This window comes from Paenibacillus sp. YAE3, from assembly GCF_057546105.1.
Genome location: NZ_BAAIYF010000002.1, coordinates 596,930 through 620,730, shown reverse-complemented (window position 1 = coordinate 620,730; position 23,801 = coordinate 596,930). Strand labels below are relative to the sequence as shown.

Genomic DNA, 23,801 nt, shown 5'->3' with positions numbered 1-23,801 from the left:
CAGCTTGCCGCGGGGGAGCTTCTTTTTTTGTTGCGGGACGGCGGATCCTGCTTCAAACGTTCGGCTTTGGCAGCGGAAGCGGGTGCTTCGATTGACTGTCATGCCGTTTTGAGGCATTATTAAAAGTATTAACATGCCGCAAAATTCGATCGATTTTGAGGAAAGCGGCAAAAGCGAAGACAATGCTTTTTGCGTTGATCTCGACGGGAGGATGAGCGTAATGCTTTCGACGGACCAGATCATTAACGCCATGTCGGAACAGGGACTGCGCATTACCGACCAGCGGAAGACGCTCGCCGGCTTGTTTGGCGAACATGCGGGGTATTTGTCGGCCAAGGACGTTTATGAGTATATGTGTAAAAAATATAGCGGTTTAAGCTTTGATACGGTATACCGCAACCTCAGGGTCATGCAGGAGCTTGGCGTCCTGGAGCAGGTCGTTTTTGAAGACGGCATCAAATTCAAGGCCAGCTGCAGCGAGGATCACCATCATCACCACATGATCTGCCTGCAGTGCCAGCGGACGTATCCGATCCATTTCTGCCCCGTGCAATTTACGGATGCTCCCGAACAATTTCAAGTCGTGACGCATAAATTCGAAGTGTTCGGATATTGTAAGGACTGCCAGCAAGCCGTGCCGGACGAGGCGGGTTCCGGTGCCTCCAAAACCGCCGGAGGGCGATAAGATGGGCATTTCCCGGAAAGCGGTTCAAGGCCCGATCCGGTTCTACCGCAAATTCATCTCGCCGCTCAAGCCGCCGACCTGCAGGTTTTATCCGACCTGCTCGGCTTACGCTTTGGAAGCGATTGAAGTGCACGGGGCCTTAAAAGGCTCCTGGCTGGCGGCCAAACGGATCGCCAAATGCCAGCCGTTTCACCCCGGAGGATTGGATCCGGTCCCGCCGCGCAAGGAAAAAGGCGGCAAGCACGGGAGCAGCGCCGGACGCCTCACTTGACTTTGGCCGGTTCGGTTCAGTATATTAAGGAATATATGGCATTTCCGACGAACGGATGAGTAAGAAAATGTCCGCTTAGCTCAGAGAGCCGGGGGAGCTGCAAACCGGTCTAGGCGATTTTCCGAAGATGGTCCCGGAGGAACTGCTTTCGAGCGGAGCTGACGTTTACGTCCGGCTGCGTAAGGATGCGGCGTGTTCCAGCGTTAATGGATGGTCACCGGCGGCTGCCGGGAACCGATGGAGCCTGTCTTCCGGGAGGAAGCGGGGAAATTGGGTGGTAACACGTGAGAGAACTCTCGTCCCATAGCGGGGCGGGATTTTTTTGTTTTACGGGGATTTTGCCGAAATCGAAAAAGCGACTTTGCCAAATCCCGATTCAGGAAAATATCAGTATGTGGAGGATGACAAACCTATGTCCGAAAAAAAGACGTTTTATTTGACGACGCCGATCTATTACCCGAGCGACAAGCTGCATATCGGCCATGCCTACACGACGGTGGCCGGCGACGCCATGGTCCGTTACAAAAAGCTTCGCGGCTATGACGTGCGTTATTTGACGGGGACCGACGAGCACGGGCAAAAAATCGAACGCAAAGCAGCCGAAGCGGGCAAAACGCCGCAGCAGTTCGTCGACGATATCGTGGCGGGCATCAAGGAGCTGTGGAAAAAGCTCGACATCTCCAACGACGATTTTATCCGCACGACCGAACCGCGCCATACGAAAGTCGTGCAGGAAGTGTTTGAACGCCTGCTTGCGCAAGGCGACATCTACAAAGGCGAATACGAAGGCTGGTATTGCACGCCGGACGAGTCCTTTTTCCTGGAAAGACAGCTCGTGGACGGCAAATGTCCGGACTGCGGACGTCCCGTGGAGCGCGTAAAAGAGGAAAGCTACTTCTTCCGCATGAGCAAATACGTCGATCGCCTGCTTCAGTATTACGAAGAGCATCCGGATTTCATTCAGCCGGTTTCCCGCAAAAACGAAATGATCAACAATTTCATCAAGCCGGGTCTTGAAGATTTGGCCGTTTCCCGGACGACCTACGAATGGGGCGTCAAAGTCAAAAGCGATCCGAAGCATGTCGTTTACGTGTGGATCGATGCCCTGCTGAACTATATCACGGCGCTCGGCTACGGCTCGGAGGATACGTCGTTGTTCGATAAATATTGGCCTGCGGACGTCCATCTGATGAGCAAGGAGATCGTCCGTTTCCATACGATTTATTGGCCAATCATTTTGATGGCGCTGGATCTGCCGCTGCCGAAAAAAGTTTTTGCGCACGGCTGGCTTTTGATGAAGGACGGCAAAATGTCGAAATCCAAAGGCAACGTCGTGGACCCGGTGACGCTCATCGACCGCTACGGCCTGGACACGCTGCGTTATTATCTGCTTCGCGAAGTGCCGTTTGGCGCGGACGGAACCTTTACGCCCGAAAGTTTTGTGGAACGCGTCAATTCCGATTTGGCGAACGACCTCGGCAACCTGCTGAACCGTACCGTTGCGATGGTCGACAAATATTTCGACGGAAGGGTGCCTGAGTACAAATCCGGCGTCACCGCATTCGACGGCGAGCTTGAAGATGCAGCAAAAGCCGTATATCAAAAGGTCGAAGAAGCCATGGAAAACATGGAGTTTAGCGTCGCTTTGACGGCGATCAGCCAGTTCATCAGCCGCAGCAACAAATACATCGACGAAACCCAGCCTTGGGCGCTCGCAAAAGACGAAAGCAAACGCGGCGAATTGGCTTCGGTCATGACGCATTTGGTGGAAAGCCTGCGCATAACCTCGATTCTGCTGCAGCCGTTCCTGACCCAGGCGCCGCGTAAAATTTGGGAGCAGCTGGGCATTCAAGAAGGCGAACTGACCGCGTGGGACAGCGGAAAAACATTCGGTTTGATTCCGGCCGGCACGCAGCTGGTCAAAGGCAACCCGATCTTCCCGCGGCTGGATGCGGAGCAGGAAGTCGCTTATATTAAGGAAGCGATGACCGGCGGCGCGCCTGCGGCAAGCGAAGCGGAAACGGCTAAAGCTGAAACGCCGGCCGCGGCGGAAGCGCCGGAGCTCAAAGAAGAGATCGGCATCGAGGACTTCGCCAAAGTCGAGCTGCGCGTCGCGCAGGTCATCGCCGCCGAACCCGTCAAAAAAGCCGACAAATTGCTGAAGCTCCAGCTCGACCTTGGCTTCGAACAACGCCAGGTCGTTTCCGGCATCGCCAAATTTTATAAGCCGGAAGAGCTGGTCGGACGGAAGGTCATCTGCGTGACGAACCTGAAGCCGGTCAAGCTGCGGGGCGAGCTGTCGCAAGGCATGATTTTGGCGGCCTCCCAAGGCGACCAACTGACCTTGGCCACCGTGCCTGACGGCATGCCGAACGGAGCCGTAGTCAAGTAATCGGACTTAACCGGTCTGAACAAGAGCATATCTAGGGAATAATAAGACGGAGTACCTTTGCAGCCATAAGGTATTCCGTCTTTTTTTGCCTGGGTGTTGACAAGTTTTCAAAGCCCATTCTATAATTTGTTAGTAAAAATTACGATTAAGGAAGGTTTTAGTCAGGTGAAAAAAACATGGAGGCTTAGAAGCGGGGCGGTCGGGCTGATCGTGCTGATCGTCATGCTGGCGGCAGGCTGCGGTCCGCAGAGCCAAGGGAAAATCGTTGAAGGCAAGGTCAATGTGGTGACTACCTTTTACCCGATATACGAATTTGCGAAAGCGATCGGCGGCGAAGACGCCAACGTTATCAATTTGCTGCCGGCGGGCGTCGAACCCCATGATTGGACGCCGCGAAGCCAGGACATCGTCAATACGTCGAAAGCGCAGCTGTTTTTTTATAACGGCGCCGGACTGGAAGGATGGGTTCCGCAGTTTTTGAAGGGGCTGAACCGGGACAGCCAGGTGAAGGCTTACGAGGTCAGCCGGGGCATCAAGCTGATCGAAGCAAACGAAGAGGATGAGCATGAACACGAGCATCAGGAAGGCGCAGGCCACAGCCATCAGCATCATGTCGATCCGCACACGTGGGTAAGCCCGAAATCGGCGCTGATCATGGCGGAAAACATGAAAAACAGTTATATTGAAGCCGATCCGGCCCACAAGGATGCTTATAACGAACGTTATTTGAATTTGAAGAAACGTCTTGAAGAACTGGATCGTGAATTCACCTCCCAACTCGGCAAGATGCCGCGAAAGGAAATCGTCGTGTCCCACGAGGCTTTCGGTTATCTGGCTCGGGATTACGGTTTGACGCAGCATGCCATTATGGGGCTTTCTCCCGATGCGGAGCCGCGTTCACGGGATTTGCTGGAGCTGTCGAACCTCGTGAAGGAAGAAGGAATCCATTATATCTTTTTCGAAGAGCTCGTTTCCGATAAACTAGCCAAAACGCTGGCTTCCGAAACGGGGGCGGAAGTGCTCGTGCTGAACCCGGTCGAAGGTTTGACCGAAGATCAGCTGAAGCGCGGCGACGATTATTTTTCGCTCATGCGCAATAATTTGGCGAATCTGATTTTGGCGCTGCAGGAATAGGAGATTCCGGCAGCGATTCCTATGAGAAAGGTGGAGATCCACTATGTTAACGCCGAACCTCGAAGATTGCCATCAGCCCGTGGTGGAACTGGAGCATGTTTCTTTTTCCTACCGGGGCCAGCAGGTCATCTCCGATTTAAGTTTTTCAGCCAAAGAACGGGATTTCGTCGGCATTATCGGGTCCAACGGCGCGGGCAAATCGACGCTGCTCCGGATGATCGTCGGGCTTTTGCCTGCGGGGGACGGGCAGATCCGGCTGTTCGGCCAGCCGATCCGCAAGTTCAAGGACTGGGAGCGGATCGGTTACGTTCCGCAAAAAAACGCGTTTAATCCTTTATTTCCGGCCACGGTGCGCGAGGTCGTGATGTCGGGCTTGTACAATAACAAAACGCTGTTTAGAAGAGTCGGCAAAAGCCAGCAGCAAAAATGCGACGACGCGATGGAGGTCATGGGCATCGAATCGATCGCCGGCAAAAAGATCGGTGAGCTGTCGGGAGGCCAGCAGCAGCGCGCCTTTCTGGCGAGGGCGATGATCAATCGTCCGGATTTGCTTATTTTGGATGAGCCTACCGTTGGCATCGACGCCAAAACCCAGGCCGATTTTTTCGAGCTCGTCACGCATATGCATCAGCATCACCACATGACGTTCCTGATGGTTTCGCATGATATGGGGATGGTCGAAAGTTACCTGGGCCAACAGCCCAAACAGCAGAACGGCAGCATCAATTTTTACGTCCGGCATTCCCATGATATTCAAAATTGCGAGGTTCCGGATTTGCAGCATTCGTTGTCTTGACCCGGAGCCGAAAGCAATTTGCGAGAAGGAGTCGTTTGAATGGTTATCGATATTATGCTTAGTGATTTTTTTCAGCGGGCGCTTGCCGGGGGGATCTTGATCGGCATTACCGCTCCGCTGATCGGGATATTTTTGGTGCTGCGTAGGTTGTCCATGATCGGCGATACGCTTGCGCACGTCACGATTGCCGGGGTGGCGCTCGGTTTTTTGATCGAGGTGTACCCGCTTGGCGCAGGCCTTGTCTTTGCGGTTGTCGCTTCGTTTGCGATCGAAAAGCTCCGGAAAGCTTATAAAAGCTACGCCGAGCTGTCCATTGCCATCATCATGTCCGGCGGCGTTGCGCTGGCTTCTTTGTTTTTTACGCTCGGTATGGGTTACAATACAGATGTGATGAGTTATTTGTTCGGAAGCATTTATACCTTGGATACGCAGGATTTGTACGTGGTCGGAGCCGTTACGGTGGTCGTTGTCGCGGTGGTCGCCTTGTTTTTCAAAGAGTTTTTCCTGCTCAGCTTCGAGGAGGACGCCGCAAGCGTCAATGGGCTGCCGGTGCGTTTGCTTAACATGTTGATCACGGTTTTGACCGCGCTCGTCATCAGCACGGCTATCAAAATCGTCGGGGCGCTGCTCGTGTCGGCTTTGCTGACGATACCGGTCGCCATCAGCCTGCTGATCGCGCGCAGCTTCAAATCCTCCGTCATCTTATCCGTGGTCATTTCCGAAATCGCCGTCATTATCGGGCTCGTCATCGCCGGCATTTGGAATTTGGCGCCTGGGGCCACCATCGTGCTCCTGCTGATTCTGCTTCTTGTGTTAACCATGGCCGGCAAAAAAGGACTTTCGGTTTAACATAGATTAGGGGGTACGGCCTTGTCGAACTTGAATATCGGTATCGCGTTTTTGGCGGGACTGGCTTCTTTCATTTCTCCTTGCTGTTTGCCGCTATATCCGTCCTATTTGTCTTATATTACGGGCATGTCGGTGCAGCAGCTTAAAACGGAGCAAAACAAAAGGGAAGTCCGGTTCCGGACGATGACGCATACGCTAGCATTTATTTTGGGTTTTTCAGTAGTGTTTTACACCCTTGGGGTGAGCGCAGGTTTTTTAGGCAGCTTTTTTTACAACAATCGTGATCTGATCCGTCAGCTTTCCGCCATTTTGATCATTTTAATGGGACTTTTCCTTATCGGTATCTTTCAACCGAAGTTTCTGATGAGGGACTATAAAATGGATCTGAAATTCAAGCCTGCCGGATACATAGGTTCCTTTATTTTCGGCATCGGGTTTTCAGCCGGATGGTCGCCTTGCGTCGGACCGATTTTAACTGCAATTATTGGGCTTGCCGCAACTCAGCCAGGTTCGTGGTTTTCGCTGATTACGGCTTATTCGCTCGGGTTTGCGATCCCGTTTTTCGTGCTTGCGTTTTTTATCGGTTCCACCCGCTGGATCGTAAAATATTCCGGCATCATGATGAAAATCGGCGGCGCGTTGATGCTGCTGATGGGCGTGCTGCTGTTTACGAACCAGATGACCAAAATTACGATTTGGCTGCAGGCGATCACGCCGGAATGGATGAAATTCTAGCCGAACCACCGTTCGAAGCGATGGAAAAACAATACGCTCTGTGCCGAAACCGGCGCAGGGCGTTTTTGCCGTTCCTTCGGGCAATCGGTCATCAACAGCGCCTGCGGTCAAACGCTTCAGAAGCTTCCTGCAGCCGTTTTTCCAGACGTCATACCCAAACGGTCGGGGCAATGGCGAAACCAGGCGGTAAAGCGGCTCTCGCGCCTTTCAGGCCTTACAACGGGGGAGGTTCTCGTTTCTCTCCTCCATTTAAGGCTTTGGATTCCTCCATTTTGCATCATGTAGACGTAGACACGCACAGATGCTTGGCCCCCGGCGTAATTTGAAGAGGGGATGGCAGCGCCCGGTGATTGCTGGAACGATTCGATTCATTTTTGGGCTTTTGGAATAGTTCGGTGCATCCGGCTAAAAATAAACAAGGTCCAGGCAACGAACGGCTTGGCCTGCGCAGCGTTTTGGCGGTTTCGTGTTCGCCTTGGTTCCCTCCGGCATTCCGGTCCGGGACGTCGCCTGGTTTACGAGGCGTGAAGCGGTTTCGGGGCCGCCATGGGGAAGCGGCGTTCCCCGGCGGGACTTGCCAAGTGATCTTGGAAACATGTATCATTACAAGAGCAGGTATTTAGTGTCATGCTTAAAAAGAGAAGAGAGGGAAGAAGATGCCAACGCCCAGCATGGAGGATTATTTGGAGCGCATCTACAAGCTGATTGACGAAAAAGGATATGCTCGCGTTTCGGACATTGCCGAAGGCCTGGAGGTTCATCCTTCATCCGTAACCAAAATGATTCAAAAACTGGATAAAGACGAGTATCTGATCTACGAAAAATACCGGGGACTCGTATTGACCAGCAAAGGCAAAAAAATGGGAAAACGCCTGGTTGACCGCCATAAACTCTTGGAAGAGTTTTTGACCATGATCGGCGTGTCCGATGAGCATATCTACACCGACGTAGAAGGGATCGAGCATCATTTGAGCTGGGATTCCATTACGCACATCGAAACGCTTGTAGAATATTTCCGCCGGGATGAGCAGCGTCTTCAGGAATTGCGGAACATTCATAACGAACTAGTGGGCGATTCGTAAAAAAGGCATCTGTCCCTTCTTAAAGAGACGGATGCCTCTTCGTTTTTGGAAGAAGCCCATACAGCACAAGGCAGACGCCGGCCTTTTCCGGCGCGGTGCTCTATGCCTGCAAATCTATTATTTGTGGAGGATTCGTAGAATGAGGTTTTGGAAGTTTCAACGATGGATGGTTCTGGCACTTGTATTGATCCTGATGTTACCCGTCGCCAACGTTCAAGCAAAATCCTCGAAGCCGCCGATCACGATCACATTGGACGGCAACCCCGTCGCCAGCGACGTAGCGCCTTACATCATACCGAAAGTTTACGTGACGATGGTTCCGCTCGGGGTCATCAGCGAAGGTTTGGGAGCAAACGTCAATTGGGAGCAGACCACGAAAACGGTCACGATCAACCAAAACGGTTCGTCGATGTCGCTCACAAACGGCAAAAAAACGGCACAGGTCAACGGCGCCGACGTTGCGCTCGATGCTTCCGTCCAAATCAAAAACGGCAGAATCATGGTGCCGCTGCGTTTTATCGGCGAAAACCTGGGACTGCAGGTGTTATGGAACCAAACGGCGCAAAACATCGCCTTGATTTCGGGCGCATACATACCTGATCCGGCCGTTCCCGGCAATGGAGGCGGGCAGCAGGCGAAGGATCTACGCGGGGCATGGATCTCGACCGTGACCAATCTCGATTGGCCGACTGCGAAATCCTATGGAAAAATAGATCAGCAAAAGCAGGAGTTCACCGCGATGCTGGACAAACTGCAAGCGATAGGCATCAACGCCGTGTTCGTTCAGGTTCGTCCTGCAGGCGACGCATTGTACCCATCGGACCTGGTGCCATGGTCCAAATATTTGACGGGAACGCAAGGCACAGACCCCGGCTACGATCCGCTGGGTTTCATGATTGAAGAAGCGCATAAACGCGGCATGCAGTTCCATGCCTGGTTCAACCCGTTCCGGGCGAGCATGGACTCCGCCACAAGCAAGCTGGCGGCCAATCATGTGGCGATCCAGCATCCCGACTGGATCGTGAAATCGAACAATCAGCTGATCATCGATCCCGGCCTTCCGGAAGCCCGGCAGCATGTCATCGACGTCATCATGGAAGTCGTCAATAAATACGACATCGACGGCGTTCACCTTGACGATTATTTCTATCCTACAAGCGGAACGTTTAATGACGATGCCGCATTTGCCGCGTACAACACGACAGGGCTTTCGAAAGCGGACTGGCGGCGCGGCAATATCAACGATTTCGTCGAGCGGCTCGGCCAATCGATCCATGCGGCGAAACCTGCGGTTTCCTTCGGGATCAGCCCGTTCGGCGTATGGCGCAATAAAGCGAAGGATTCGACCGGTTCGGATACGAATGCAGGCATTACTGCATATGACTCCTATTACGCCGACGTCAGAACCTGGATTCAAAACCGCTGGATCGATTATGTAGCTCCGCAAATCTATTGGAGCATGTCGTTCAAAAACGCCCAATACGACAAGCTCGTCGATTGGTGGTCCCATGAGGTGGCGGGCACCGGGGTTGACCTGTACGTCGGCCATGCCGCCTATAAGCTGGGCACTTCGGAAGCCGGCTGGCAGAGCGCCCAGGAGATCATCAATCAGTTGAAATACAATGCGCAGCACGACGAAGTCAAAGGCAGCATCTTTTTCAGGGCGGCCAACCTTATTAACAACCCGCTTGGACTCGTTCCGGCATTGACCGCGTTTTATCAGCAATAATATCGTTCATATGAAGTCATGAATCGACCCCCGTTCTCATACATTATGTTGAATAGATGAGGACGGGGGTTTTCCTATGCTCATTAATGCGGTATTTGAGGGCGGAGGCGTCAAAGGAATATCGCTTGCGGGGGCCGTCAAAGCGGCGGAGGACGCGGGAGTGGTTTTTAACCGGGTGGCGGGGACCTCTTCGGGATCCATCGTGGCGGCCCTGCTTGCCGCCGGGTTTACTGCGGGCGAAATGAGCGAAATCATCAAAACGACCCCCTTCCAATCCTTCCTCCACCGCGCCCCTATTTTCAACGCCAAAATCATCGGTCCGGCTGTGCGCCTCCTGCTGAAAAAAGGGCTTTATTCCGGAGAAGCACTCGAATATTGGATTCATCACATATTAAGATCGAAAGGGATTCGCACGTTTTCGGATCTGCCTGCAGGCAAGCTGATGATCATCGCCTCGGATATCACGAACGGCAAAATTTTGGTCCTCCCCGGCGATCTGGCGAAGCTTGGCATCGATCCGGCCGCGTTCGAAGTGTCCAAAGCGATCCGGATGAGCACCAGCATTCCGTATTTTTTTGATCCGGTCATTTTGCGGATGTGCGGAAAAGCCGCCCGCGGCAAAGCATTTAAGGACCAGTTCGTATATGTCGTCGACGGCGGGCTGCTCAGCAACCTTCCGCTGTGGCTGTTCGACGATTCCGCGGAAAACCCCGGGCAGCCTCCGATCCAAACAATCGGATTTCAAATGGTGGGGCGCAGCTCGGGCAGGCCGCATATGATCCGGGGACCCATCAGCATGCTGACGGCCATGTTCGAAACGATGTTGTCCGCGCATGACGAGCGGTATATCGAGCAGGTGAACCGTTTTCGGACGATCAAAATTCCGACCCTGGGCGTAGGTACGACGCAGTTCCACATCACGCCGGAGGAAACGATGGAGCTGTACGAATCGGGAGTGCAGGCGGGAACGAAATTTTTTGCAAGGTTCAAGGGATCGGGATCATAAAGCGGCAGAGCCGGGGGCAATCAACAGGGCTGAGAGAGGCATTTAGGGACCTGCCTAAAAATAAAAGGCGTTCATCTTCCTGTGGGAGGATGAGCGCCTTTTGTTTGCAGTTTCGCGGATGCTCCGTCGGATAACGGAGGGAGTCAATGATATTTGGGCTGCTGGTCATCGTTTTTGCCTTTGGAGCCTTCAATGACCTGAAAAGGATAATGCTTTCGTTTGCCATTCGATTGGGAACGTTTTGCCGCGGCCACCTTTTCCATCGTTCGGGCGGAAGGTTTGACCTTCGGTTTTTTGCGGTAACGGGCAGGGGGAAACTTATAAAGCAAAAATACGACGCCTATTACGCACAACGGAACGAGAATGTTGCCGAGGCCGGAGCCACCGGAAAAAACGATATTGACAATCCCGAGTACGGCCAAACCGATGGCGATCCAAAAAATCAGAGCATGCCTTTTCATTTTATCCTCATCCTTTCAGGGGATCCAAGACTCCTGTTCTGACAGGCTGGTTCGTTTCAGGCGCTTTTTCCATCTGTGCGTCCAGCTCGAGCATCCGTTTGAAGGACGCGATGGAAACTTCCACTTGATCGTCCTTCGGCTCTTTGGTCGTCAACAGCTGCAGCCACAGGCCGGGGTATCCCAGGTACCGGAGCACCGGCACGTCCCGCAGCGCGTTGGTCAATTTCAAAAATTCAAAAGAGACGGCAATGACGACGGGGAGCAGAATGATCCGCTGCAGCACGCGCTGGGTCATGTTATCCCACGGCACGAGGGAATAAATCAGCACGCCCAGGACGATGGTGAGCATCATGAAGCTGCTTCCGCAACGGTAATGAAGGCGGCTGTGCTTTTGCACGTTTGCCACGGTCAGCTCTTCGCCGGCTTCGTACGTCGTGATCACTTTGTGCTCCGCGCCGTGGTATTGAAACAGCCTTTTGATGACGGGAGTTTGGGAAATTCCCCAAAGATAAGCGAGCAGGAGCAGCAGTTTGATGACTCCTTCTATCAGATTATGCAATATATAGTTCTCGAACATCGCCCCGAACAAAAATTTTTCCAAAAAGACGGGGAGCAGCGTCAGCACCAGCTTGCCGACCACGAAGGAGAGCACGCCCACGGCGGAAACGCCGATAATCATGCCGAGGCTCCATTTGGATTCTTCCTTTTGCTTCAGCTTTTCGCGTTCTTCGGGTTCGAGCGTATCGTCCGCAAAAGCATCCGCCGAATAGTTCAAATGTTTCGTCCCTTTGGCGCTCGAATCTATAATGCTTACGATACCGCGCAAGAGCGGAATTTTGCGCAGCTTCCGGATCCAATCCTTGTCCTGCTTGGGTACTTCCAAAAACGTAATCTCTTGATTTTTCCGACGCACGGCTGTCACATTGACATATTTGCCGCCAAACATCACGCCTTCAATGACAGCTTGGCCGCCGTAGCTGACGGGTTTCGATTGTTGCGACAACCAGTTCACCTTCCCTGGATAGATGGATTCAGGATTTTCATTGCATCCCGTGATTGGCTTCCGACTTCCATAGCGGGATTCCGCATGAAAGCCGGGGTTGATTATTACCATTGTATCGAATTTCAGGTCCGATTTCTAGTTGGTTTAGGCTCGAGGGAAATGAACCATACTAAGGAAAACAAAAGGAGACAGACGAAGATGGCATCTTATGTTGCACCGTTTCGCCAAAAGTCGCAGGAAGGCCCGACCAACCCGCTTAGGTTTGGACTCGAACTCGGATGTTTTGCGGGATTCATCTGGGGCGCGATCCATTGGCTGTTTTATACGCTGAACTTTACGAAGGTGATTCCGGGATTTCTGGGGGAACCGTTTTTTCACCACGGGTTTCTGAAAAGCGGCGCGGGACAGCTTGCCGGCTGGCTGATGTTTATCGTTCTCTCGGTGATCGCTTCCGTCATATACGTGCTGTTGTTCCGCAAACTCAAAGGGCCGTGGCCCGGGATCATCTACGGGATCGTCTGGTGGTGCGTCATTTTTGCCGCCGCCGGGCCGCCGCTACATATGACGAAGCCGCTGAACCAGCTCGGCTGGAATTCCATCGTCAGCGAATTTTGCCTTTTTTTGCTGTGGGGACTGTTCATCGGTTATACGATCGCATTCGAATTTACGGATGAACGCATGCGGGAACCGAAGCGGGCAAAGGCTTGAAGCAACCAAAAAAACTTCTCAAGTAGACATTCCCTATGTTAAAATAGCAGATGGTTATTTGACAGTAAGGGTGGGAATACCATTTTGAGAACCATTTGGGTGATCAACGGACCGAATTTGAACCTGCTGGGGCTTCGGGAGCCCGGCGTATACGGATCCCAAAGCCTTCAATCGATTGAGGAAGGCCTGAGCCGAAAAGCCGAAGCGCTCGGCGTGACGCTCAGCTTTTACCAATCCAATCATGAAGGCGGCATCATCGACCGGATCCACGGAGCCTTGGGGAAAGCCGACGGGATCGTCCTGAATCCGGGGGCGCTGACCCATTACAGCTACGCCGTCCGCGACGCCATCAGCTCTGTCCGGATCCCGACGGTGGAAGTGCATTTGTCGAACATCCACGCCCGGGAGGAATTCCGCCATACATCGGTCATTGCTCCGGTGGCTGTCGGGCAAATCGCCGGATTCGGGGCTGTCAGCTACGAGCTGGGATTGATAGCCTTGCTTCGCCACTTGGAGGGCCAGGGACAATAAGCCGCTTTCCTTTTCCATGGACGAAGCTCGCGAGAGAGAGGAGACGAACGAATGAGCAAAGATCGTGTGCTTAAATTGCGTGAAGCGATGCAGCAAAAAAATGTGGAGGCACTTTTCGTTACGAGTGCGATCAACCGGCGTTATTTGACCGGATTTACGGGCTCCTCGGGCTATTGTTTGATTACGATGAACGATGCTTACCTGCTGACCGACTTCCGTTACATGACGCAGGCGTCCGAACAAACGAAGGATTTCCGGGTCGTCGAACACGGGCAGCGGGTGATGGATACCGTGAAGGAATTGCTGGCTGCCGCAAACGTCGGCAAGCTTGCGTTTGAACAGGATGACGTCACGTTCGCCGCCTACAGCGTTTATGCCGAACAGCTTAAACCTGCGGAGCTGGTGCCGGTTTCCGGCCTGGTCGAGCAGCTTCGCATCATCAAGGATGCCGAAGAGCTGAAGGTGATGCAGCGGGCCGCGGATCTTGCGGACGCGACCTTCAAACACATTTTGGAATTTATCAAACCGGGCATGACCGAACGCGAAGTCGATCTGGAGATGGAATTTTTCATGCGCAAAAACGGCGCGACCAGCTCTTCGTTCGATACGATCGTCGCTTCGGGAGAACGCTCCGCGATGCCGCACGGCGTGGCCAGCGAGCGCGTGATCGCGGGGAACGAGCTGATTACGTTCGATTTCGGCGCGCTGCTGGACGGATATTGCTCCGACTTGACCCGCACGATCGCGATCGGCAAACCGGATCCGAAGCTGAAGGAAATTTACGATATCGTGCTGGAAGCCCAACTGCATGCGGTTGCGAACATCAAGCCGGGCATGACCGGGCGGGAAGCCGACGCGCTGGCGCGCGACATCATCGCGAAATACGGCTACGGCGACCAATTCGGCCACAGCACGGGCCACGGACTCGGCATGGAAGTGCATGAGAATCCGCGACTGTCCAAGCTGAGCGACGATATCCTGAAGCCGGGCATGGTCGTGACCGTCGAACCGGGCATCTACATACCGGGCCTTGGCGGCGTGCGCATTGAAGACGATATTGTGATCACGGAAACGGGAAATGCTGTCTTGACGCATTCGCCGAAAGAATATACCGTATTACCGGCGTGATTGAAGCAATATATACTTAATTTTAGGAGGCATTTTTGTGATTTCAGTAAACGACTTTAAAACAGGACTAACGGTAGAAGTGGATGGCGATATTTTTACCGTTCTTGATTTCCAACACGTAAAACCAGGCAAAGGCGCGGCGTTCGTCCGCTCCAAACTGAAAAACCTGCGCAACGGCAACACGGTTGAGCGCACGTTCCGTGCGGGAGAAACCATCGGGCGCGCCATCATCGAAAACCGCGGCGTTTCCTACCTGTATGCCAGCGGCCAAGAGCATACGTTCATGGACAACGAGACTTACGACCAATTCACCCTGAACAGCGATCAGCTCGAGTGGGAACTGAACTTCCTGAAAGAAAACATGAACGTGAACATCGTCAGCTACCAGGGTGAAATTCTCGGAATCAACCTTCCGACCAGCGTTGAGCTCAAGGTCGTTGAAACCGAGCCGGGCATCAAAGGCAACACGGCTACCGGCGCGACCAAGAACGCGAAGCTTGAAACAGGTCTTAACGTGCAAGTACCGCTCTTCATCAACGAAGGCGACGTGCTTCTGATTGATACCCGCGAAGGCAAATACATTTCCCGCGCGTAACGTTTCGGCAGGAACAAAGAAGCGGTTTATTAACGGATTCCCCTCACGAACGGTGAGGGGGATTTTTATATGCGCGGCCGCCGCAAAAAAAGTCTACCTACCCGATGAACTTTCGTATTATACTATGTTAAAGCGTAAAAAGACATTTGCATCAATCCATCTCGGTTTTCATGGGCTGTTTGGGCCGATGACGCAATGGATTGGCTTAAATCGGGATTTTCGCAACTTTCGATCTCAATCGACATGATCCGGCATGAATCGGAACGGCGATCGTTCGAATGTTGCGCGATCCTCAAACGAGTGGGGAGTGAATCGAAGTTGTCACTGTACGTCATGAAATTCGGAGGAAGTTCCGTAGGGGACACGGAGCGAATGAAGCGCGTAGCCAAACGCATCGTCGAAAAACAGGATGAAGGGCATCAATGCGTCGTGGTCGTTTCCGCGATGGGGGATACGACGGACGATCTCATTGACCAGGCAAAGCTGCTGAATCCGAATCCTCCGGCACGGGAAATGGATATGCTGATGACGACGGGGGAACAGATTTCCATAGCCTTGTTGTCGATGGCCATTCACGATCTGGGGCGGAGCGCCGTTTCGCTGACCGGATGGCAGGCCGGATTCCGGACCGAACCCGTGCACGGAAAAGCGCGGATTACCGATATTACGCCGGAGCGGGTCATGTCCGCCCTAAATGAAAACCACATCGTCATCGTTGCGGGCTTCCAAGGGATGACGGAAGACGGGGAAATCACGACGCTGGGACGCGGCGGTTCGGATACGACCGCGGTTGCGCTGGCTGCGGCGATCAAGGCGGACGTGTGCGAAATTTACACGGACGTGGACGGCATTTATTCGACGGATCCTAGGATCGTCAAATGCGCGCGCAAGCTTGCGGAAATTTCCTACGACGAAATGCTGGAGCTTGCCAATTTGGGGGCGGCTGTCCTGCATCCGCGGGCAGTGGAATACGCCAAGCATCACAACGTCCAGCTGGTGGTCAGATCCAGCTTTAACTATAACGAAGGCACAGCGGTTAAGGAGGAAACAAGCGTGGAACAGGGAGTTGTAGTAAGCGGCATCGCGTATGACAAAAATGTGGCAAGAATCAGCATCCTCGGCGTGGAGGACGTTCCGGGCGTGCTGGCCCAAGTATTCGGGGCGCTTGCCGAGGCGCAGATCAACGTCGACATTATCGTGCAAAGCGGCGTGCAGGACGGCAGAGCGGATTTTTCCTTTACGACGTCGCTGGCCGAATGCGATCTTGCGCTGGAGGTCATTCAAGGCCTCAGATCGAAGCTGCCGTACCGTGACGTCACCTCTGAACGCGACCTGGTGAAAGTTTCGATCGTCGGAGCGGGCATGATCAGCCATCCGGGCGTAGCCGCCCAAATGTTCGACGTCATCTCGCAGCAAGGCGTCAGCATCAAGATGGTCAGCACCTCGGAAATCAAAACGTCCTGCGTCATCGAAAACGGCAACCTGGAGCAAGTGGTGCGTGCTCTCCATACCGCTTATAATCTGGATACCGACGCGCAGGTTTACGTCGGCGGACCGCAGGTCAGACGTTAAGGATCGATTCCGTTTTAGGATACTAATGAAGAAAAAATAATGAAAAAAGGCCTGAAGCTGAAGCTTCGGGCCTTTTTTTGTTCTCGGGTCAGCAGGGAGCCTTCGCGTATAACGGCGTCAGAATCAAATCGTTTTTGGCGATGGGAACGACCGGCACGGTATCGATTCCGGTGCAGTATTCCACGTCATGGGCATATCCCAGCTTGACCAGCTGTTTGGCGGACGTTCCCTCCATGACGGTTCCGTACAGATTGGCACGGCATTGCCTGTAGGCAAGTTTCATGGCCAGCCCCAAATCGTTCAGGCGGAGCGGGCCGTCCACCATAGATTCCATGGCATCGATAATCATGCCTGCGCACAACCCGTCCTCCAGCGAAAACTCGTTTCTGCAGCCCGAGCATAGCAGGATGACGTCGCGGTCGAAGGCCGCGAGCGCCGAAGCGACGGCCGTACCGTTGATGAAGGAGGCCGCCAGAAGTTTGGCTGCCCGCTGCGATTTGAGAAGCCCCCTTGTTCCGTTCGAGGTCGTCAGAACGACAAGCTTGCCCGCAACTTCTTCCGTCATGTAATCGTGAGGGGAATTGCCTGCCTGAAAGCCGGGAATCTTCTTGTAATATCGTTCTCCGCCGACAAAGGTATGTTCGCTTTTTTTGCTCTGGGCTTGGGGGACGGTTTCAACGGGAAGCAGGCCGCAAGCGCCCTTGGCCAACGCCGTGATCATCGTGCTGGTTGCACGCAGCACATCGATGACGGCAGCGCTTTTCTGAATAAAATCCTCCGATCTGATATCGTCCACATTGGCAATCACATCCACCCGCATGGGTCAAATCCTCCTTAAGCCCTTCACTTTATGTGTCCCAATCTCTATCAGCATGTTTTTGCGCGCAGAGAATTGCAACTTCAAAACTAATATATGCAGCAGGCGCGGAAATGTTCCGAACGCTTTTCTCGCAAAACATAACTAAAAAGAGAGAATGCGGCATATCCATATAAAAGATGAACATTTCATTTCAAGGAGGTTTCCCGATTGGACAAGTTCGTGTTAAGTATGGCTACGCTGCGCATGCTCTCCGGCGGCATCGAAATTGCAGCGGCATTGTTCATGTTGAGGCTCGCCCAGGTCGATAAGGCGCTGGCGATCAATTCGCTCCTGGCTTTCGTCGGGCCGACCGTGCTGATCCTGACCACTTCCATCGGCCTGATCGGCCTTGCCGACAAGCTTTCATGGGGCAAGATCGCCTGGATCTTCGTAGGGGTTTCCTGTCTCTTAATCGGAATTTTAAAAAAATGATAGATTCGGTCGTCATAATTTTGAAGTACAAGCATAAACATGTGGTATAAAAAACATCTACTAGTCTATAAACGAAAAGCTCACGGACTTAAGAGAAGACAGCTTGGGGGTGGTCGTATTACGAATCCAAACTGGCTAGAACTGTTTCCCGACCGGATCAAGTCCATCCTGCTAAGATTGCCGAGGGAACTCCTCGGGAAGCTGGAAGAGGTTCGGATCCGCGAAGGAAGGCCGCTGGAGGTGAATGAATCGGGCGGGCACCGCTTCGTCACCGAAGAGGGGCAGCCGACGCTGGACGGGGACAAGGCGTACAGGCCCAGCCGCGACGATAGCCGCAGGTTTCTCGATCTGATCAGCAACCATTCCTTATATACCCTGGAGGAGGAACTGCGGAAAGGTTTTATTACGGTCCCGGGCGGGCACCGCATCGGGCTTGCCGGAAGAACGGTCTTATCCGGAGGGAAAGTGGAGCATATCCGGGACATCAGCGGATTCAACATCCGGATCGCCCGGGAAGTGAGGGGGGCCGCAAACGCCATTCTGCCGTTTCTGTACGACGAAAGGGAGCGAAGAATGAAACACGCGCTGGTCCTTTCGCCGCCGCAGCACGGGAAGACGACGCTTCTTCGGGATTTGGCCAGGCAGATCAGCTCCGGCGGCATGGAGGCGTCGTTTGCGAAGCCCCCGGGCATGAAGGTCGGCATCATCGACGAACGTTCCGAAATTGCCGGCAGCGTGCACGGGGTGCCAAGCTTCGATGTCGGCCCGCGGACGGACGTGATGGATGCGTGCCCGAAAGCCGAAGGCATGATGATGATGATCCGTTCGATGTCGCCGGATGTCCTCATCGTGGACGAGATCGGCAGGGAAGAAGATGCCGAAGCCGTCACCGAGGCGCTGCACGCGGGCATATCCGTCATCGCTTCGGCTCACGGCAGCGTCCCGGAGGAACTCCAAAACCGCCCGGCGATGAAACGGCTGATGGACAACCGGATGTTCGAAGTTTACGTCCTGCTTCACCGCAGCCGCGGCAAAACGGCATTCCGGATCATGGACCGGCAGATGCGTTTGCTTCAGCTTCAGGCAAAGGGGGAAGCCAACCATGCTTAAGCTTTTCGGAGCGGTGCTCATCCTCCTGGCCGGAACGCTTGCAGGATTTCACCAGGCTGCCCGGTTTGCGGCAAGGCCGAAGCAAATCCGCGAACTCATTCTTGCGATGCAAAGGCTCGAAACCGAAATCTCATACGGCTTTACGCCGCTTCCCGATGCGTTCCGCAGATTGGCCGGGCAGCTCGGGGAACCGCTGCGGAGCATCTTCAAAAGCGCGGCGAACCATATGGCGTCGGGGAGCGGAAATACGGCTCAGGAAAGCATCCAGCGCTCCCTGCACGACCATTGGAAGCGGACCGCGATGAAAGCGCCGGAGCGCGATATTCTCCATCAGCTCAGCTTTACGCTTGGGACAAGCGACAGGCAGGATCAAATCAAGCATATTGCCTTGGCCGCCCAGCAGCTGAAGCATGAAGAAGCACTGGCAAGAGACGAGCAGGCGAAATACGAAAAGATCAGCCGGAGTCTCGGGCTATTGATTGGAGCATTGATCGTCATTTTGATCTTTTAGCGAGGTGCCAAGGAATGAACTTTGAAGTGAACGCAATTTTCCAGATTGCGGGAATCGGCATCATCATTGCGATGATTCATACGGTACTCAAGCAAATGGGAAAAGAAGATATGGCTCATTGGGTGACGGTCATCGGCTTTGTCGTGGTGCTGTTCATGGTCGTCCGGCTGCTCGATAACCTGCTGCAGGAGATCAAAACCATTTTTCTGTTCCATTAGGGGTTGCTTATGGAAATTATACAGGTGGTGGGTCTTGGACTCATAGCAACGATTCTGATCCTGATCGTCAAAGAGCAAAAGCCGATGTTTGCTTTCCTGCTGGCCGCCGCGACGGGCGTGCTGATCTTCATGTTCCTGATGGGCAAAATCAGCACCGTCGTTTCGGAGCTGGAGCGGATGGCCAGGTCCTCCGGCGTCGAACTGATCTACCTGAAAACGATCCTGAAAATCATCGGCATCGCCTATATCGCCGAATTCGGAGCTCAGGTCGTGCGTGACGCCGGGCAGGAGAATATCGCCTCAAAAATCGAATTGGCAGGCAAAATGCTGATCATGGTCCTTGCGGTACCGATCATCGGCATCATCATCGAAACCGTGCTGAAATTGCTGCCAGCGTAGGAGAAAGTGGGAATACCCATGCTTTTAAAACCGCGCCGGGATACACGGCATTGGATCCTTTTTTTCATCCTGTTTTTGCTCGTGGGGACAACCCGGGTTTTCGCCGATTCCCCGGCAGAAGAGTGGATCAAGCATCAAGCGGAGTCGCTGCCGAAGGACCAGGTCGAAACTTACTGGGAAAGCTTGATGAAGGATTACGGCGGGTTTTTCCCGGATCAAAAAGTGCCATCCTTTATGGATATCCTGCTTCCCGGAGGGGAAGGCCTCAGCGTCAAAAGCGTTCTGGCGGCGCTTGGTTCCTTCATGTGGCACGAAGTGCTGTACAACGGTAAGCTGCTCGTCACCATCGTCATGCTGAGCATCATGAGCATGATTCTGGAGACGCTGCAATCGGCGTTCGAACGAAAAACCGTCAGCAAGGTCGCTTACGCATTATGTTATATGGTCATCATCGTCCTGGCGATCAACAGCTTCAACGTGGCGATCGGTTACGCCAAAGAAGCGATCGACCGCATGATCGATTTCATGATGGCCATGGTGCCGCTGCTGTTCGCGCTTTTGGCCTCCATGGGCAACGTCATCACGGTTTCGGTCACGCACCCGCTCATCATTTTTATGATCAACACCGTCGGCACGCTCATCCACACGCTGATCTTCCCGCTTCTGTTCTTTTCGGCGGTGCTTCATTTGGTCAGCTCCCTTTCCGACAAATACAAGCTGACGCAGCTGGCCAACTTGCTTCGCAACATCAGCGTAGGGTTTCTCGGCGTACTGCTAACCATTTTTTTGGGCGTCATTTCGGTTCAGGGCATCACGAGCTCCGTTACGGACGGGGTGACGATCCGGGCGGCCAAATACGTGTCCGGAAGCTTCATCCCGGTGGTGGGGAAAATGTTCGCCGATGCAACGGATACCGTCATCTCGGCTTCGCTGCTCATCAAAAACTCCATCGGCTTGGTCGGCGTCATCATCATCCTGTTCCTGTGCGCGTTTCCGGCAATCAAAATATTGGTGCTTGCGTTGATATACAAAGTATCCGCAGCCGTTATGCAGCCGCTTGGAGACTCGCCGATCACGACCTGCCTGGAAACGATCGGGAAAAGCATGCTGTACGTGTTTGCCGCGCTGGCCGTCGTCGGACTGATGTTTTTCCTGGCGATCACGATCATGCTTACGGCGGGGAACGTCACCGTCATGATGAGGTAAGGAAGGAGGCGTAAGATGGCCTGGCTGAGCAGTTGGCTGAAAGAAGTGATTATGGTGGTTCTGCTGGCCTCCTTCGTGGATCTCATCCTTCCGAGCCGCTCCATGGAGCGTTACGTCAAGCTGGTGCTGAGCCTGCTGATCCTGCTCACGCTCCTCGGGCCGCTGATCAAAATACTGACCGATGCGGCGGACATCAAGATCGCGGCCGTGTTTAACGGCATGAACCAGAGCCACGAGGCCGGAGGAAAAGGAAGCCTGCAGCAGATCATGGACGAAGCGAAGCAGCTGCAAACCCGGCAGCAGAAGCAGTCCCTCGAATGGGCGGCACGCGAAGTCGCCGCGAAGATGAAAGACCAGATCCGCAAGGAAAGCGGCGAACAAGGCGCGGACGTGGCGGTGGTTCTGGCGATGCCGGAGGGGACGGCGCAGGACGCGAACCAGAGCCCCTATATCAAAAACGTGACCGTGACGATAAAAGCAGGGCCCGCCTCGGAAGAAACGGCTGCCGCCCCGCCGGCGTCCGGCGAAATCCGAATCGATCCGGTGCTCCCCGTACAGATCGAAATCGGCGGCCCGCCAAGGGAAAATCCAAGCGGCACGGAATCGGGGCGGGAAGCGGCGACGAGCAGCCAGGAGAACGGCGGCGCGAACGCGGAAGCCATCAAACGAATCATCGGAAGCGAGTGGGGAATCGACCCGGAAATCATCGCCGTCCGAAACGGAACAGCCGAAAACGGGAAGCTATAAAAAGAGGTGATAAACGTGGGGAAATGGTTCAAGAAACTGGAGCAGTGGATCGGAGGCGGAGGGCAGGGCAGCGGCAGCAGGATCAACACCTTCCGCTGGCTGATCATCGTCGGCCTGATCGGAGTGGCGATCGTCCTCTTCAATTCCTTCGTCAACGTCAAAAAGCTGGATAACGAAAACATCGGCCGCGAACCGCCGGCGCAACCGACCGTCAACGAAAGCTCCACGGAGCACGGCGGGGAAAGGAACGCCTTCAGCAGCATCGAAGAAGACGCCGAAAACAAGATGAAGGAGATCCTCGAAAAAATCGTCGGGGTGGGCACCGTTGACGTCCTGGTCAACGTGGATTCGACGGAAGAAGTCGTCTACCAGAAAAACATGAAGGATTCGCAGCAGCAATCGGACGAAAACGACGCGAACGGAGGCAAACGCCGCACGACGCAATATACGCGGGACGGGGAAGTGGTTACATACGAGCAGTCAGGCACCCAGGCCCCGATCGTGACGAAGAGGGTGAAACCGCAAATCCGCGGCGTCCTGGTCGTCGCCAAAGGCGCCGAAAACGAGGTCGTCAAACAGCTGATCGTCGATGCGGTCGAAAAAGGGCTGAACGTTCCGGAATACCGGATCTCGGTCGTTCCGCGCAAACAGGGGTAGGCAGCAATTCAAATAATGAGTTCAAATTTGAGGAGGATTTAACGAATGAACAGTAAAAGACAAACGATTTGGTTGGTGTCCATGCTGAGCTTGATGGTTGTGTTATCCGCTTACTACCTGTTTACGGAGGACTCGGGATCGTCGAAAACGCCGAAAACCCCGGTTGCCGACAGCCAGCAGGTGAGCGGCGCGGATAAGTCGTCCGCCAAGGAAACGGCGTCCAAGACGACGACGGAAAGCGGAGTGGAAGTAACCGAAGTGATCACCGACGGCAAAGTCAACGAGAATGCGGCCGCCGCCAAAACGGACGCAGGCAGCGCGGATGCTTCCAAGGAAGCCGCCAAGGACACGACGAAAGAAGCGGCGAAGGATGCTTCAAAAGAAAGCAGCGATAAAACGACGGCTAAGACGGACGGCAAAGACGCCGCTTCCAAGGATGCGGCCGCCGAGGAAAAAACGGCTTCGACGGGAAAAACGGATAACGGCAAGGAAGCGCAAGCCGGAAAAAGCGACGATGAAGTGCTGAAGGAAGTGGCTTCCCAAAAAAGCTCCGCCTCCAGCCTGTTCGACTCCTACCTGATGGAACGGGACCAAAAAAACGAGTCCAAATATAACGAGCTTCTGGCTGCCATGAACGACATGAGCAAGGATCCCGCGGAAGCCGCGAAAGCAAGCGAAGAACTGAACGCGCTGGATACAAAAACAGAAAAAATTAAGGGCATAGAGGAGGAGCTGGAGCATAAATATTCCTTCGCCAACGCGTTTATCAAAGAAGAAGAAACCGATAAATACCAAGTGCTTGTCCTCAGCGACAAACCGGACGTGAAGCAGGCCGTCAGCATCGTTGAACTGGTGATGAAAGAGCTGAACGTCACCCAGGACAAAGTGAGCGTTCAATACATGGCGCCATAAGATGCGGTAAGCACGGAATATGTCGAAAGAGTCCGGGATTTCCCCGGACTCTTTCCATTTTGCTTGTTTATGA

General features: G+C 53.8%; 27 protein-coding genes. 24 read left to right on the top strand and 3 right to left on the bottom strand.

Translation table 11 applies throughout. The features are described from left to right. Positions 1-220 precede the first annotated feature (220 nt). The 10 genes from AC27KL_RS05835 (at position 221) to AC27KL_RS05790 (ending at position 10,679) form a co-directional block, all read left to right on the top strand. Positions 221-685, top strand: coding sequence for a Fur family transcriptional regulator (locus AC27KL_RS05835; RefSeq protein WP_339325091.1), 465 nt, complete (start codon positions 221-223; stop codon positions 683-685). A gap of 1 nt (position 686) precedes the next feature. Continuing rightward, complete coding sequence (gene yidD / locus AC27KL_RS05830; RefSeq protein ID WP_339324234.1) at positions 687-956, top strand: membrane protein insertion efficiency factor YidD; 270 nt, start codon at positions 687-689, stop codon at positions 954-956. 412 nt (positions 957-1,368) lie between these two features. Further along, positions 1,369-3,348 carry a methionine--tRNA ligase gene (gene metG / locus AC27KL_RS05825; protein WP_487169113.1) on the top strand — a complete coding sequence of 660 codons (1,980 nt, stop codon included), beginning with the start codon at positions 1,369-1,371 and terminating at the stop codon, positions 3,346-3,348. Positions 3,349-3,570: 222 nt separating this feature from the next. Next, positions 3,571-4,482 carry a metal ABC transporter substrate-binding protein gene (locus AC27KL_RS05820; protein WP_339325092.1) on the top strand — a complete coding sequence of 304 codons (912 nt, stop codon included), beginning with the start codon at positions 3,571-3,573 and terminating at the stop codon, positions 4,480-4,482. A gap of 43 nt (positions 4,483-4,525) precedes the next feature. Further along, positions 4,526-5,278, top strand: coding sequence for a metal ABC transporter ATP-binding protein (locus tag AC27KL_RS05815; RefSeq protein WP_487169112.1), 753 nt, complete (start codon positions 4,526-4,528; stop codon positions 5,276-5,278). A 39-nt stretch (positions 5,279-5,317) separates the two neighbouring features. Further along, the gene (locus AC27KL_RS05810; protein ID WP_081992869.1) at positions 5,318-6,127 is read left to right on the top strand and encodes a metal ABC transporter permease; all 810 of its coding nucleotides are present in this window, start codon (positions 5,318-5,320) and stop codon (positions 6,125-6,127) included. Between the two features lie 21 nt (positions 6,128-6,148). Further along, positions 6,149-6,862, top strand: a complete 714-nt coding sequence (locus AC27KL_RS05805) for a cytochrome c biogenesis CcdA family protein (RefSeq protein WP_212946951.1) — start codon at positions 6,149-6,151, stop codon at positions 6,860-6,862. Between the two features lie 656 nt (positions 6,863-7,518). Then, the gene (mntR, locus tag AC27KL_RS05800) at positions 7,519-7,944 is read left to right on the top strand and encodes a transcriptional regulator MntR (RefSeq protein WP_036714291.1); all 426 of its coding nucleotides are present in this window, start codon (positions 7,519-7,521) and stop codon (positions 7,942-7,944) included. Positions 7,945-8,083: 139 nt separating this feature from the next. After that, a complete protein-coding gene (locus tag AC27KL_RS05795; RefSeq protein WP_487169111.1) occupies positions 8,084-9,673 on the top strand; it encodes a family 10 glycosylhydrolase in 1,590 nt (529 codons plus the stop codon). 76 nt (positions 9,674-9,749) lie between these two features. Then, positions 9,750-10,679, top strand: a complete 930-nt coding sequence (locus tag AC27KL_RS05790) for a patatin-like phospholipase family protein (protein WP_339324238.1) — start codon at positions 9,750-9,752, stop codon at positions 10,677-10,679. A 143-nt stretch (positions 10,680-10,822) separates the two neighbouring features. Here the strand turns inward: AC27KL_RS05790 and AC27KL_RS05785 are convergent, their stop codons facing one another. Both AC27KL_RS05785 and AC27KL_RS05780 read right to left on the bottom strand, forming a co-directional pair. Then, on the bottom strand, positions 10,823-11,140 hold the full coding sequence (locus AC27KL_RS05785) for a hypothetical protein (protein ID WP_212946945.1): 318 nt from the start codon (positions 11,138-11,140) through the stop codon (positions 10,823-10,825). 7 nt (positions 11,141-11,147) lie between these two features. Beyond that, positions 11,148-12,143 (bottom strand): DUF1385 domain-containing protein, encoded by a 996-nt coding sequence (locus AC27KL_RS05780; RefSeq protein ID WP_036714294.1) that lies wholly within the window; start codon positions 12,141-12,143, stop codon positions 11,148-11,150. A gap of 198 nt (positions 12,144-12,341) precedes the next feature. On the opposite strand from AC27KL_RS05780, the gene AC27KL_RS05775 reads away from it, so the two are divergent. The 5 genes from AC27KL_RS05775 (at position 12,342) to AC27KL_RS05755 (ending at position 16,677) form a co-directional block, all read left to right on the top strand. Beyond that, positions 12,342-12,851, top strand: a complete 510-nt coding sequence (locus AC27KL_RS05775) for a YqhR family membrane protein (RefSeq protein WP_339324239.1) — start codon at positions 12,342-12,344, stop codon at positions 12,849-12,851. An 84-nt stretch (positions 12,852-12,935) separates the two neighbouring features. After that, positions 12,936-13,382 carry a type II 3-dehydroquinate dehydratase gene (aroQ, locus tag AC27KL_RS05770; RefSeq protein ID WP_339324240.1) on the top strand — a complete coding sequence of 149 codons (447 nt, stop codon included), beginning with the start codon at positions 12,936-12,938 and terminating at the stop codon, positions 13,380-13,382. 51 nt (positions 13,383-13,433) lie between these two features. Beyond that, positions 13,434-14,510, top strand: a complete 1,077-nt coding sequence (locus AC27KL_RS05765) for a M24 family metallopeptidase (protein ID WP_339324241.1) — start codon at positions 13,434-13,436, stop codon at positions 14,508-14,510. Positions 14,511-14,547: 37 nt separating this feature from the next. Next, entirely contained in the window at positions 14,548-15,105 is a 558-nt protein-coding gene (gene efp / locus AC27KL_RS05760) for an elongation factor P (RefSeq protein WP_160041042.1), read from the top strand. A gap of 318 nt (positions 15,106-15,423) precedes the next feature. Further along, on the top strand, positions 15,424-16,677 hold the full coding sequence (locus AC27KL_RS05755; protein WP_339324242.1) for an aspartate kinase: 1,254 nt from the start codon (positions 15,424-15,426) through the stop codon (positions 16,675-16,677). Between the two features lie 88 nt (positions 16,678-16,765). Here AC27KL_RS05755 and AC27KL_RS05750 read toward each other — a convergent pair whose 3' ends face one another. Next, positions 16,766-17,497 carry a 2-phosphosulfolactate phosphatase gene (locus AC27KL_RS05750; RefSeq protein WP_487169110.1) on the bottom strand — a complete coding sequence of 244 codons (732 nt, stop codon included), beginning with the start codon at positions 17,495-17,497 and terminating at the stop codon, positions 16,766-16,768. 207 nt (positions 17,498-17,704) lie between these two features. Here AC27KL_RS05750 and AC27KL_RS05745 point away from each other — a divergent pair, with 207 nt between their 5' ends. Genes AC27KL_RS05745 through AC27KL_RS05705 form a run of 9 tightly spaced genes read left to right on the top strand, consistent with a single transcriptional unit; the run spans position 17,705 to position 23,728 of the window. Next, positions 17,705-17,968 carry a YqhV family protein gene (locus AC27KL_RS05745; protein WP_373316190.1) on the top strand — a complete coding sequence of 88 codons (264 nt, stop codon included), beginning with the start codon at positions 17,705-17,707 and terminating at the stop codon, positions 17,966-17,968. A 39-nt stretch (positions 17,969-18,007) separates the two neighbouring features. Then, positions 18,008-19,078 (top strand): stage III sporulation protein AA, encoded by a 1,071-nt coding sequence (gene spoIIIAA, locus AC27KL_RS05740; protein ID WP_487169109.1) that lies wholly within the window; start codon positions 18,008-18,010, stop codon positions 19,076-19,078. Further along, positions 19,071-19,589: a stage III sporulation protein SpoIIIAB gene (gene spoIIIAB / locus AC27KL_RS05735; RefSeq protein WP_487169108.1), complete on the top strand. Its 519-nt coding sequence runs from the start codon at positions 19,071-19,073 to the stop codon at positions 19,587-19,589. The genes spoIIIAA and spoIIIAB overlap by 8 nt, the downstream gene beginning before the upstream one ends. A 14-nt stretch (positions 19,590-19,603) precedes the next feature. After that, the gene (gene spoIIIAC / locus AC27KL_RS05730) at positions 19,604-19,807 is read left to right on the top strand and encodes a stage III sporulation protein AC (RefSeq protein ID WP_036714303.1); all 204 of its coding nucleotides are present in this window, start codon (positions 19,604-19,606) and stop codon (positions 19,805-19,807) included. 9 nt (positions 19,808-19,816) lie between these two features. Then, the gene (gene spoIIIAD, locus AC27KL_RS05725; protein ID WP_212946935.1) at positions 19,817-20,206 is read left to right on the top strand and encodes a stage III sporulation protein AD; all 390 of its coding nucleotides are present in this window, start codon (positions 19,817-19,819) and stop codon (positions 20,204-20,206) included. Positions 20,207-20,224: 18 nt separating this feature from the next. Then, on the top strand, positions 20,225-21,412 hold the full coding sequence (gene spoIIIAE / locus AC27KL_RS05720) for a stage III sporulation protein AE (protein WP_487169107.1): 1,188 nt from the start codon (positions 20,225-20,227) through the stop codon (positions 21,410-21,412). Between the two features lie 15 nt (positions 21,413-21,427). Beyond that, positions 21,428-22,159 carry a stage III sporulation protein AF gene (gene spoIIIAF / locus AC27KL_RS05715; protein ID WP_487169106.1) on the top strand — a complete coding sequence of 244 codons (732 nt, stop codon included), beginning with the start codon at positions 21,428-21,430 and terminating at the stop codon, positions 22,157-22,159. Between the two features lie 15 nt (positions 22,160-22,174). Continuing rightward, on the top strand, positions 22,175-22,816 hold the full coding sequence (gene spoIIIAG / locus AC27KL_RS05710) for a stage III sporulation protein AG (protein ID WP_487169105.1): 642 nt from the start codon (positions 22,175-22,177) through the stop codon (positions 22,814-22,816). A gap of 45 nt (positions 22,817-22,861) precedes the next feature. Beyond that, complete coding sequence (locus AC27KL_RS05705) at positions 22,862-23,728, top strand: SpoIIIAH-like family protein (RefSeq protein WP_487169104.1); 867 nt, start codon at positions 22,862-22,864, stop codon at positions 23,726-23,728. Positions 23,729-23,801 lie beyond the last annotated feature (73 nt).